General features: G+C 64.4%; 8 protein-coding genes and 1 pseudogene. 8 read left to right on the forward strand and 1 reads right to left on the reverse strand.

Annotated features, from left to right (window positions below):
• The first annotated feature begins 12 nt into the window (after positions 1-12).
• The 7 genes and pseudogenes from IPM18_07990 (at position 13) to IPM18_08020 (ending at position 10,234) form a co-directional block, all read left to right on the forward strand.
• Positions 13-1,353, forward strand: a complete 1,341-nt coding sequence (locus IPM18_07990) for a SpoIID/LytB domain-containing protein (GenBank protein ID MBK9119528.1) — start codon at positions 13-15, stop codon at positions 1,351-1,353.
• 53 nt (positions 1,354-1,406) lie between these two features.
• Positions 1,407-3,047 carry a glycosyltransferase gene (locus tag IPM18_07995; protein MBK9119529.1) on the forward strand — a complete coding sequence of 547 codons (1,641 nt, stop codon included), beginning with the start codon at positions 1,407-1,409 and terminating at the stop codon, positions 3,045-3,047.
• 89 nt (positions 3,048-3,136) lie between these two features.
• Positions 3,137-4,354, forward strand: a complete 1,218-nt coding sequence (locus IPM18_08000; protein ID MBK9119530.1) for a hypothetical protein — start codon at positions 3,137-3,139, stop codon at positions 4,352-4,354.
• Complete coding sequence (locus IPM18_08005; protein MBK9119531.1) at positions 4,351-5,193, forward strand: phytanoyl-CoA dioxygenase family protein; 843 nt, start codon at positions 4,351-4,353, stop codon at positions 5,191-5,193. Before IPM18_08000 ends, IPM18_08005 begins: the two co-directional genes overlap by 4 nt.
• A gap of 70 nt (positions 5,194-5,263) precedes the next feature.
• Positions 5,264-7,106: pseudogene (gene mnmG, locus IPM18_08010) on the forward strand (tRNA uridine-5-carboxymethylaminomethyl(34) synthesis enzyme MnmG).
• A gap of 241 nt (positions 7,107-7,347) precedes the next feature.
• The gene (locus IPM18_08015; protein ID MBK9119532.1) at positions 7,348-7,914 is read left to right on the forward strand and encodes a response regulator; all 567 of its coding nucleotides are present in this window, start codon (positions 7,348-7,350) and stop codon (positions 7,912-7,914) included.
• Position 7,915: 1 nt separating this feature from the next.
• Positions 7,916-10,234, forward strand: coding sequence for an HDOD domain-containing protein (locus IPM18_08020; GenBank protein MBK9119533.1), 2,319 nt, complete (start codon positions 7,916-7,918; stop codon positions 10,232-10,234).
• Between the two features lie 50 nt (positions 10,235-10,284).
• Here the strand turns inward: IPM18_08020 and IPM18_08025 are convergent, their stop codons facing one another.
• Positions 10,285-10,593 carry a hypothetical protein gene (locus tag IPM18_08025; GenBank protein MBK9119534.1) on the reverse strand — a complete coding sequence of 103 codons (309 nt, stop codon included), beginning with the start codon at positions 10,591-10,593 and terminating at the stop codon, positions 10,285-10,287.
• 580 nt (positions 10,594-11,173) lie between these two features.
• On the opposite strand from IPM18_08025, the gene IPM18_08030 reads away from it, so the two are divergent.
• Complete coding sequence (locus tag IPM18_08030) at positions 11,174-11,932, forward strand: PEP-CTERM sorting domain-containing protein (GenBank protein ID MBK9119535.1); 759 nt, start codon at positions 11,174-11,176, stop codon at positions 11,930-11,932.
• Positions 11,933-12,120 lie beyond the last annotated feature (188 nt).

Consider the following 12,120-nt stretch of genomic DNA (forward strand, 5'->3'; position numbering starts at 1 on the left):
TGGACGTTGGCAATGCAACGTGAACCCATGGTGCGGATCGGCATTGTGCTGGCACAAGACGGGCAGCGCGATCTCGTCATTGAGATCCCGACCGTCGACTACACGCTCGATGCGGGTGATGGGGGCGAAGCAGCACCGGCCGGCGCGCTGCTCGCACTGCACCTCGACGGGGAAACGGTTGCATTTACGCTGGGGGATCAACGTCTGCGACGCGCGTCGTGCATCCGGCTGATGCCGCGAACTCCGACGGCCCTTGTGCCGGGAGCAGGTGTCATGGTGCGCGATATTGTGGCAGGGCGGGGCTTCCACTGGCAGAAGCGCATCCATCAGTTTTTGTCAGGCGCACTCGAGATCGTGCCCGCGGCCGGTGGCCTCGTGGTCGTCAACGAACTCCCGCTGGAAGATTATCTCGCGGGCGTGATTACGGCGGAGATGAGCGGCGCCTGCCCGCCGGCGCTCCTGGCGGCGCAGTGCATCGTGGCGCGCTCCTGGCTCCTCGCGCTGACCGAACCCAAGCACGGCGACGAGCCCTTCGACCGCTGCAACGACGACTGTTGCCAACGCTACCAGGGCACGGGTGATCTGAGCCCGACGGCGCTGGAAGCGACGCATGCGACGCGCGGACAGGTGCTGCGGGCGCCCACGGGAGTCGTGCTCGATGCCAACTATGCGAAGAGCTGCGGCGGTATTTCGGAAACGCCGGTGGCGGTCTGGGGCTTCGAGAAGCCGGGCCTTTCGGCCATCGTGGACGCACCTCCGGGCGCCGCCGAGCACCGTTTTTTCCCCCTCATCGACGCTCATCTTGACGAGTATCTGGACGGCCCGTGGGTGGCGCGGACGACCTGTTTCTGCAGCCCGAACGTGGTGCCGCTCGACGCCATCGGGCGCTACCTGGGGCGTGTCGATACGACGGATGATTACTTCCGCTGGACGGTGCGCTATCCGCAGGCCGAGCTGGCGGCACTACTGCGGGAACGGATGACGGATGCGGCGGAGCTGACCGAGGTGTGTGACCTGCGTGTGCGTGGACGCGGGGTCAGCGGCCGCGCGTACAGCGTCGAGGTGCTCTGGCGCGATACCGCGGGTCGGGAGCAACGCAGCCGGCTCGACAGTGAGTACCGGATTCGGCAGGTTCTGCACCGCGGATTCCTTTACAGCAGCGCGTTTGCAGTCCGCCCCGAGCGCACCGCCGAAGGTCGCCTGACGGCTCTCACCCTGCGCGGTGCCGGCTGGGGTCACGGTGTGGGACTCTGCCAGATCGGGGCCCTTGGAATGGCTCTGCTCGGGTATGACCACCGCCAGATCTGTACACACTATTATCCGCAGGCGGAGCTGGTCACGGCGTATGGATAAGTGCGCCGGCGGCACGTTGGCCGCCTCTCGGACCCTTGGTAGAATCACCGCCCATGGCCAACTCATTCCTCGAAACTCGTGTTTCCATCGTGCTGCTCTTTCGGGAGCCGCTGCCCTATGACCGTGGCGCTTTCGTCACCACGCTCCAGTCCGTGGTAGCCCAGGATCTGCGACCACATGAAATCCTCATTGTGGATGACCGCGGGCCGGATGCCCGCCCGGACTTTGCCGACGGCGACCTTGTCGCCAAGGTGCGCCACCTGCCCGGGACCTACGCCAACCGGGCCGCCATGCTCAATGCGGCACTGCAGGCCGCGACCGGCGACTACATCCTGCTCGTCCTCAACGATCAGGCGGCGGTCACCTTGCGGCAGTCCGCCGTGCAGACCCTGGTGATGGCCGCCACTCGGCACGCCGCGCGGGGCAGTGCCGCGGCCACTCGGCACCTGCGGCCGGTGGGCTTCGTGTACGCGGATTATGACCGCGTCGACAGCGCCGGCCAGAAGCGTGAAGTCCACCTGCTCGACTGGCATCCGGGCCGGCTGCGCGAGACCACGGACTTCGGGGCGGCCTTCCTCTTTCCCACGCAGGTACTGCGGACCCTGGGCGGCTTCTCGACCGAATACGGTGCCGCCGCCGACTGGTACGACCTGCGGTTGCGCGCGACGGAGCGGCACGATGCTGTACACATCGCGAACCGCTACGCGGGCGGGCTCTACTCGGTGGCCGCCGCGGGTGCGGGACACAACGTGTTCGCATACCTGCTCGCTGACAAACAGACACAACTCGAGTTGGAGCGCGCCTGCACGGCGCACCTGGAGCGTGTCGGGGCACGACTCGCCCCCGGTGTCCACGTCGGCAGTCTGGAATATACCACCGCCGAGAATGAGGCCTTTCGAAATTGCCTTGCCAGCATCGTGACGCCGGTCAACCAGCGGCCCGAGTTCATCGGCCGGGCGATAGAAAGCGTGCAGGCGCAAACGATTCAGCAGGTCGAGATGATCGTGGTCGTGAACGGCGGACCGGCGGATCCGACAGCGGACGAAGTACGGCGGTACATGCCGGGCGGAGACCGGCACCAACCCGATAAACCGCCCGTCCGCCTCATTGTCGTCGATGTCAACAACCTCGGACTCTGCCTCAACACGGGTATCGCCGCCGCGCGCGGCAAGTTTTACGTACAACTCGATTCTGACGACCGCTTGAAGCCCGACGCGGTGGAGAAGCTCCTGGCGGTGTTCCAGGCGGACCCCACTGTAGGTATGGTCGTGGGTTCATACGAGGTATGGACGCTCGATGCCCAATCCGGCGCATTGCACCGTAATGCGGAGATCCCCGTTGTAACCCACGACGAGTGGACGGCGGACAACGGCCGCAACAACCTGCTGCGGATCAACGGGGCCGGTGCCCCACGGGCGGCGCATGTCAAGGCGATTGCCGCGGCCGGCTGGTTCGGCGTGAACGATACAGCCCAGTGCCGGAACTACGGTGAGGATTACGATCTCGTCCTGCGAATCAGCGAGCGCTTCACCATTGGACGCGTCTGGGAACCGATTTACGAGGTGATCCGGCACTCCGGAGGCACCGACCACGCGATCGACCAGACCACGATCGACCGCAACGACAATGCCAAGGATCACATGCGACTGGAGGCCCTGCATCGGCGGCAGGCACTCGGAGCAAAGTCGTCCTGAGCCGGTCGCATCCGGCTTGAAGGGTCTGTCCCAATCCACGGATCAGCCCGCCATGATGACGCCCCAACGGGCATGAAGACCGATCGCACATGAATCAAGATCTTCTCCTCATCGGTGTCGATGGTGGCGCGACCGAAGCCAAGGCCCACGCCGCCACTTGTGACGACTTCGACCGGCCCGCCTCCTTTACGCTGCGCGCCGAGGCCAGCGGCTGCGTCTACCCGATCATCGCCGGGTTCGTACCCGTCCCGGTCGGGGAGCAGCTTGCCCAGCGCGACGCCGGTGCCATCGTCCTTACTGCGCACGAGCAGGAACAGGGCACCGCGTGGATTCGGGCCACGGCCGGCGCCGTTGCTGCCGTGGCAGAGCAAGCTGGAACCGATCCGCAGGCAGCGCTCCTGATCGGCATCGGTATGCCCGGCCTGAAGACTTCCGACGGCCGTGGCATTGCGGTCATCAACAACGGCCCACGCCTGCCCGACTATCTCCGGCAGTTGGAAGGCGAACTGACGCAACGTGGGCTGCGTCTTGCGGCTCCCATTGCCGCGCTCGGTTCTGATGCCGACTACTGCGGACTCGGCGAGGAGCACGCCGGCGAGGGACTCTTCCGTGATGTCGCGCATGCGTACTATGTCGGGGGAGGGACAGGCGTCGCCGATGCGCTCAAGCTGCATGGCGGACTTGTACCCATGGATCAGGCCCGTACCTGGCTCCAGAAATCATGGCAACTGACCAGTGCCTTAGGGCCCACGTTTGAGCGGCTCATCTCGGCCAAATCACTCAATGCCGTTCATGCCAACCTGTACGGTGGCGTTGGTGCTGCGAATCGGGAATTCCCCGAGCGGGCCGCCCTGGCTGGCGATCCTGTGGCGCGTGCCACCCTGCATACGGCGGCCCTCGTGCTGGCGGAGCTGCTCGCTGAACGCATTCTCACGATCTTTCGCGGACGCATCGCAGCGACTCACCGTGGTGACGCCTATGCGCGGCTGGCGGAGGAACATCCCTTCCGTGGCACCGTGCTGGAGCGGATCATCATTGGGCAGCGCATCGGTGTGCTCTACGCCTGGTCCGAATTGCGGCCATACTTTGCAGCGCCGCTTGAGGCGTGCCTGGCGGCGCTGTTACGCACCGCGCAAGAGCCGGCCATCACCGCGGCTGTGCTCACGGGCACAGGGGCGCTGCGACCCGGATTCCTGGTATCGTCGCAATTGCGCGCGGCACCGGCGCTCGGGGCTGCGATCGCCGCAGTACAGGCACGGGTAAGATCCCGTGCGGAAGCTGGTGCGAAAGGTGGTGCGGCAAGATGAGCACAGGTGCAAACCTCCCACCGCTCGACAGTGCCTACGCGTTGTCGACGGAGGCCCTGGCTGCCTACCAGCGCGATGGTCACATCCTGCTTCGTGAAGTGGTGAGTGTGGCGGAGCTGGCACCCTACCGTGCGGCCATCGCTGCTTTTGTCCGTGGCAGCGGGAAGGACCAGGTGCCCCTGCATGAGCGCGATGCATACCACCAGGCGTTTCTCCAGGTGGCAAACCTGTGGGAGACGGATGCGGTGGTGGCCCGGTTCACGTTTGCCCGCCGTTTTGCCCGCCTTGCCGCCGAGCTGATGGGCGTCGAGGGCGTGCGGTTGTACCACGACCAGGCGCTGTTCAAGGAACCGGGCGGTGGCCCGACGTTCTGGCACCAGGATCAGTATTATTGGCCGTTTGACACCCCGCACATGATCACCATGTGGATGCCCTTGGTCGATGTCCCCGTGGAGATGGGGGCGCTGACGTTTGCGTCCGGCTCGCACCGTGAAGGGGGGTTGTGCGCGGAGTCCATTTCGGAGACCTCCGATGCCGCCTTGAAGCGCATCCTGGCGGAGCGGGGCTTCCCGGTGGTCGTAGAACCGCTCCGGGCAGGAGACGCAACCTTCCATGCGGGCTGGACGATGCACATGGCGCCGGGCAATCGCACCAGCGTGATGCGCGAGGTGATGACGGTCATCTACGTCGCCGATGACGCGCGCATTGTGGCGCCAGACAACCCGCACCGCCCCGCGGACCTGGCGCGCTGGCTGCCGGGTCAGCAGCCGGGGGAACGGGTGGGGAGTTCGCTGAACCCGCTGCTGTACCACCGGGTGACGCTGCCGACCGTGGGGTAAGGGTGCGTGCAAGGGCATCGGAGCAAGGAAATCGCGCTGACCTGCCGGTTGTGCGTACAATCTCCCCGTGATGGCACGTGCGTTTGATGTCGTTGTTGTTGGGGGTGGGCATGCCGGAGCCGAGGCCGCTTGGGCCGCGGCTCGCGTCGGCGCCCGCACCGCGCTCATTACACATGATCCGGCCGCGATCGGCCGGCTGTCGTGCAACCCCGCCATCGGTGGGATCGGAAAGGGGCAGATTGTCCGCGAGGTGGATGCGCTCGGCGGCCTGATGGGGCTCATCGCCGACGAGGCCGGCATCCAGTTCCGCATGCTGAACCGGCGAAAGGGACCGGCCGTGCAGTCGCCACGGGCGCAGGCGGATAGCCACGGGTACCCGCTGGCCCTGCAAGCCCGCTTGGCGACCTGCCCGAATCTCGTGATTCTTGCGGCTGGTGTTGAAGCGTTGCAGTCGGAAAGCTGTGGCCACGAGAATCGGCGAATCACAGGAGTCGAGCTCTCGAACGGCGAGCACCTCACCACCCTTGCGGTTGTCATCGCGTCGGGCACGTTTCTCCGCGGACTCATGCACACAGGGGAGGATCGCACGGTTGGTGGCCGCATTGACGAGGCCGCTGCGAACGGGCTCAGTACCGCCCTCGCAGGATTGGGGCTGCGGCTGGGTCGCTTGAAGACCGGTACACCTCCGCGGGTGGCGCGTGAGAGCGTAGATTTCAGCCGACTGGTGGAGCAGCCCGGCGACGCGGAGCCCGTGCCGTTCTCGTTCCTGACCGAGCGGATCACACAGACGCAGATCGTTTGCTGGCATACCAGCACGAACCCTGCGGTGCATGCTTTGATTCGCGCCAACCTGGCGCGGGCGCCGCTCTATAGCGGGCAGATCGAGTCCACCGGCCCACGCTACTGCCCGAGTATCGAGACGAAGGTGTTGCGCTTTCCGGAGAAGGACCGGCACCAGATCTTCCTTGAGCCCGAGGGGCGCCATAGCGCGCGGATCTACATCAACGGCATCAGTACGTCGTTGCCACGCGACATCCAGGCGCAGATGGTCGCGCTGATTCCGGGCTTGGAGCGGGCGCGGATCGTGCAGTGGGGTTACGCGGTCGAGTATGACTTCGTCCCCCCGGAGCAAATCGACGCGACGCTCATGACCAAGACCGTACGCGGACTGTTCCTCGCCGGTCAGATCAACGGGACGAGCGGTTACGAGGAGGCCGCTGGGCAGGGTTTGCTCGCCGGGCTGAATGCGGCGCGGTTCGTGGCCGGGCAGGCCCCCGTGGTCCTGGGACGTGACCAGGCGTACCTTGGGGTGCTGGTCGATGATCTTGTCACGCGCGGGCTGATCGAACCGTACCGCATGTTCACTTCCCGCGCAGAGCATCGCATGCATCTGCGCACAGACAATGCCGATGAACGGCTGACTCCCATTGGGAGGGAAACCGGACTGGTGGATGACCAGCGCTGGCTGCGGTTCGAACGCCGGCGCACACGGATCGCCGAATTGCTTGCACTGGTTGGGATACTTCGGTTCGACGGTCGTTCGGTCGCGGAGTGGCTGTGCCCGGCCGGAGGAGGATGGAGAGCGTTTCCGCACGGCGCTGCCAGAATTACGATCTCTTGCAGCGGACGCCGATGTCTGGTCGCGGGTGCTGGTAGAGTTGAAGTACGAGGGGTACATCCGACGGCAGGCGCAAGTGATTGCCCAATCTCGGGCGATGGAGGAGCGGTTGTTACCGCCGGATTTAGACTACCACAGTATCGCACAGCTTCGTTTTGAGGCCCGGGAACGGTGGGAGGCCGTGCGACCCCGTAGCATCGGGCAGGCAGCCCGGGTCAGCGGCATCCGGCCCACCGATGTCAGTCTGTTGCTCGTACACATGGCAGCGCTCGAAAGGCGACGAACGGCGGGGTAGTCACCGAGTGGGGTCGGGGTGGAAGCGCAACTTTCGGCTAAGGGCGTGAGAAGGCGCGGGGCGAAATCCGCAAACTGCGCAGAAAGTTCCTTCGGAACCGCGCCCGATGGGCAGATTGTGAGTTCCGAATATCGAACAGCTTGCCAAGACCGCGCAATCGTGCTATATTTGTTAATATGGGTAGTCTGGGAAACCTATGGGGTATTCGATGGCGCAGACAGAGAGTGAACATGTGGTTCCGCTGAAGGACGTTTTCACCACCGGCGAGGTGGCGGAAATTTGTAACCTCAGCCAGCAAACGGTGATACGTTGCTTCGACAGCGGTCGCCTGCGGGGCTACCGGGTGCCGGGGTCGCGCTTCCGCCGGATCCCGCGGGATGCGCTCATCCAATTCATGAAAGAGCACAATATCCCCCTCGACCAGCTCGAAACGGGTAAAACCCGTGTGCTGGTAGTGGACGACGATCCGGCCATCGTCGAGATGCTGGTTGAATTGCTCGAGCGCGACGGGCGTTTCGAGGTGCGGACCGCGGCCACCGGCTTTGATGCCGGGCTGAAGACGCGTGAGTTCCGTCCAGATGCCATTGTGCTGGACTACATGTTGCCGGACATCAATGGAAACGCCGTCTGCCGGAGCATTCGTAACGACGAGTCGCTGCGGGATGTGCGCATTATCATTGTCTCGGGTGTGATCGATCGGGAACGGGTGGAAGAACTGCTGTCTGATGGCGCCGACGACTTTATTCAGAAGCCCTTCAGCATCCAGCAACTGGTGAACCGCATCACCGAGCTTGTGGGCAGCCGGTAGGATGAAGGTCGTACGAGCGTTTGAGGCCCGCATGCCAGCCACCGAGCCCACTTCAACCGAACGTGTCCTGAGCCAGTTGGACAGTCTGCCGACGTTGCCGGCTGTGGCCGTCAAGCTGTTGCACCTCACCGCCCTCGCTGAGAGCGATGCGCATGATGTTGTTCAGCTCATTCGCGGCGACCAGTCGCTGACGGCCCGCATACTGGCGGTGGCGAATTCGGCTGCCAACGGCGTGCGGTTCCAGGTCACCACACTCGAGCGAGCCGTGCCGTTACTGGGCTTCGGTGCCCTGCGCAGCATTGCCCTGGCCACCAGCGTGTTCGGCTGCTTCCCCGCCGCCGAAGAAGATCCGGCGGCGGGGCCGGCCTTCGACCGGGCAGAGTTTTGGAAGCACGCGCTGGCGGTCGCGTCGGCGGCGCGGCGGCTCGCCCAGTTGCGCCCAGAGACGGCTTCTGCCGCCGAGGATGCATTCGTAGCCGGATTGTTGCACGACCTGGGCAAGGTTGCACTCGACGCGGTGTATCCGAAGGCCTACGAGCGCATCGCGCAGCAAGCGAACCAGTCGCGTGGCGACATCGCGGATTACGAGCGGGAATTGCTGGGCATTGATCACACCGTGGCTGGACGGCGTCTGGCGGAACGCTGGCGCCTGCCGCGTGAGCTGCAGGAAACAATCTGGTTGCACCACCTGGCAGGCGATGCCCTGCCCGTCAACATAGCCAAGCCGCACTTGATCGGACTTGTACAGCTTGCGGATACGCTGGCACGCGAGCAGCGGATCGGATACTCCGGCAATCACATCTTCTACGAGCTTTCGCCGCGGCTGGCGGAGCGCCTTGGTTTCAGGGCTGCGGAGCTCGAACCGGTCGTTGCCGCTTTGGCGGAGGACGTGTCCGCGAACGCGCGACTGCTGGGCCTGTCGTCGGACACCCCGCAAGCGGTGTACTACCAGGCGATGACGCGCGCGAACAACGAGTTGGGCCGGCTGAATCAGGATCTGCTTTTGCGGAATCGGCAGCTTGCCGTCGGGGCCCGGTACTTCGTTGCGCTGGGGCTGTTTGAAGAGCAGTTGCAGAACTGGGCGGATCCGCTCGCCGTCGTGGCAGCCCTGGCGGTTGCCGCCGCCCAGGCACTGCAGCGTCCGAGAGTGCTGGCACTGGGGCGCCGTGCCGAGGAGCGGCTGCTCGATTTGTGTGCAACGATGGCCGCGCCTGAACTCCGGCAGGGGTGGACCGAGCCCCTGGACGATGCCCTGGGCCGGACGTTGGACGATGTGCGCGCTGGTGTCGACGCCCTCGCAATGACAGTACCGAAAGCACTGCGCGAAGCTCTGGGTGAGACCGGCCGGCAGCTTGGCGACGGCGCCTTGTGGTGGTTGCCGATCGCACACGAGGGTCGCACCCTCGGCGGGGTCGTCTACGCCTCCGCGCACGATGAACGCGAATTGCTCGCACAGGAAGCGGACGAGCTGCGGGCTTTCTTGCGCAGTATGGGGTTGGCACTCGGGCGGGCGCACGCGCAGGCCGCGGCCCAGCGGCTGTCCGAGCGCTTGGCGGAGGCCAATCGGCGGTTGCAACAGATGCAGGTCGAACTGCTGCGGTCACGGACCCTGTCGATGATCGCGGAGATGGCCGCGGGGGCCGGACACGAGCTCAATACACCGTTGAGCGTGATTTCCGGCCGCGCCCAAATGCTCGCTGCTGGCGAAAAGGATTCGGAAGCACAGCGCGCCTTGCAGACCATTGCACAGAAAGCGCATGAGTGCAGTGGCATCGTCAGTGAACTGATGGATTTCGCCCGGCCCCTTCCGCCGAAGTTGGAGCCGGTTGATCTGCTGGCACTGGCGGCGCGGGTCTGCGACGAGCTGGTCCTTGCCGAGCAGCTCGATCCGGAGCGCCTGCGGCGTGCCTGGCAGGCGGAAGTCGGCCGGTCACCGGTGGAGCCGCTGTATGTGCAGGCCGACCGCGAACAGCTCACGCGGGTGCTGAAGGAGTTACTCGCCAACGCTGTCGCAGCGGTTGTTGAGCGCGCGAGCGTGATCACAGTGCGCTGCCAGCCGGCCCTGCAGCGGGATATGGTCGAGCTTCGCATCGAGGACACCGGTGCCGGCATGGAACCGGCGGTCCTGCAACGGGCATTTGATCCATTTTTCTCGCACCGACCGGCGGGGCGCAGTCGTGGCCTTGGCTTGGCACGGGCGTACCGGATCGTTGAGGCGCACGGGGGGCGCATCTGGCTGGAGAGTCGGTTGGGCGAGGGGACTACGGCATATGTGCTCATCCCGCGGGCGCCGGGTACAGATCGGCCGATAGCGCGCTGACCGCTGGCGGAGCAGGGCGGCCCCGCCGGACTTTGTGGGGATGCGGGGCTTTATGCAGCCGTCAGATTCTCGAATTCCGCCAGGATGACGACGCTTGAGCCCGCGGGGTCCCGCAGTTCGACCTTGACGTGCCCTTTGGACTTGAGGCGTTCCCGGAGGGCTTCACTTGCGACGTAAACCACACTCGCGTGGACGCGCTTATCGCCTTGGAAGAACAGCGTCTGGAGGCGGCGCTTCACGGCTGAGGAGGTACGCTGGCCATCATCATCCCAGGTCGAGAATTGCGGCACCGCACCGGGACGACGGACGCGCACACGGGTACCGGCACCGAGAGCTCGCGAAGCAGCAAAGTGACCCACAGGATGCTCTCCATACGGTCAACCGTGCGCGCACGGGTAACCACAGGTTGTAATAGTCGGGAAGGCACCGCGGCGCCGGCTACGAAGAAGCGTCGCGCGGGGTTGTCGCTCGGATTGGAGTTCTACTGGTTTCCGGACCGGAAAACAAGAACTTTTTAAGGTTGGCTCTTGCCACTTCCGTCTGGAAGCGATCTGAACCCTCCTCCCCTTGCAGAGCTGGGTTGGGGAGGTGCGAGAATCCTTTGATGAACGCCCCTCTCACGATCTCTTTGCGAAAGACGGAGGGTGATTGGGAGAGCTGTCACTCTGTCACGGTGTGATTGGACGTGGTTATCGGTCATTCTGGTGATTGCGCCCTGATCGAGTCGTGTGGATTCTGGCAGGTCAGGCGTGCTGGCAATTGAAGTTTGAACGCGTTCAGCGTAAGATGAGCAGCGTATCAAGGAAGGAGATCAGGAGGGGTGTCTCCAGAATTGCTACCGGTGACCAACCCGGTTCCGGGTAGGACACTAGTGTCCCATTCGACACCGATAGCAACTCCTTCCATGTCTCTTCACGCATTTCTTTGGAGGATGGCGAGATGAAGAAGCTGGCAGTTCTGGTCGCGGCTTTGATGGTTGTCACCGCCTCGGCGCAAGTAACGATCTATCAACAGGACTTCTCGGGAATGCCCAATGGTCCCCTGACAGGTGAGTGGGCGGGCTCCGGGCTGCAGCAGGGCGGTGTCCCGGTCGTCGTCAATGACGGCGAAGGTCTGGCCTACATGCAACTCGAAGTCTTCGCGGTTCCGGCGGATAACGCGTTCCGGCAGGAATCCCGCGCGGTCCTGACTCTACCGAATCCGGTAGACCTCACGGCGTGGACCTCGGTCAAGATCGAGTTCGACATGACCCTGCCGTTCACCGGCAACAACGGCCACAACATTTATTGGGACTTCGACAACACTCCGAACAAGTTCGGCCAGACGCGGAACGACGGCAACTGGGCGCGCATGGTCCAGGGTGGCACCCAGTCGAACACGCTCGATCCTCCGGTCCTCGTCACCACCGACAACACCTACCACATGGTGTGGGACTTCAACCTTGCCGGTACGCCGAGCGTGACTACCTCGATCAACGGCAATGTGATTGACACGGCCTATGCCGGTGACGGCGGCTCGCTGTTCTGGCAGACTGGTGGCAACGAGTTGACGCACCTGAGTCTGGCCCTTGTGAAGGACTTCCGTACCGCGCCGTTCGGTATGACCCTGCAGCTGGATAATTTCCTGATTACGGCGGTTCCGGAGCCGGCGAGTTTGCTGCTGGTCGGCCTGGCGGGTCTCTTCATCCGCCGCCGCTAAGGCACTATTGCCGCACGATCCTTCAGGACTCGTCGGCCAATTCTAAGCGTTCCTCGCAGTGGGCGAAGCTTCTGGGCTTCGCCCGCTGTATTGGGGGCCACTTCCAAGTGGCGGCCGCCGGGCCGGATGGTGCACTGAATCTCGATTGTGGCGCGTGTGGGCATGACGTCGCGCCCACGGCGCGCGAC

This window comes from Phycisphaerales bacterium, from assembly GCA_016716475.1.
GTDB lineage: Bacteria > Planctomycetota > Phycisphaerae > UBA1845 > Fen-1342 > JADJWG01.

What these genes read in the sequence shown, in the direction of transcription:
- IPM18_07990 (MBK9119528.1), top strand. Translation starts at nt 13, where the DNA reads ATGCAACGTGAACCCATGGTGCGGATCGGCATTGTGCTGGCACAAGAC.
- IPM18_07995 (MBK9119529.1), top strand. Translation starts at nt 1,407, where the DNA reads ATGGCCAACTCATTCCTCGAAACTCGTGTTTCCATCGTGCTGCTCTTT.
- IPM18_08000 (MBK9119530.1), top strand. Translation starts at nt 3,137, where the DNA reads ATGAATCAAGATCTTCTCCTCATCGGTGTCGATGGTGGCGCGACCGAA.
- IPM18_08005 (MBK9119531.1), top strand. Translation starts at nt 4,351, where the DNA reads ATGAGCACAGGTGCAAACCTCCCACCGCTCGACAGTGCCTACGCGTTG.
- IPM18_08020 (MBK9119533.1), top strand. Translation starts at nt 7,916, where the DNA reads ATGAAGGTCGTACGAGCGTTTGAGGCCCGCATGCCAGCCACCGAGCCC.
- IPM18_08030 (MBK9119535.1), top strand. Translation starts at nt 11,174, where the DNA reads ATGAAGAAGCTGGCAGTTCTGGTCGCGGCTTTGATGGTTGTCACCGCC.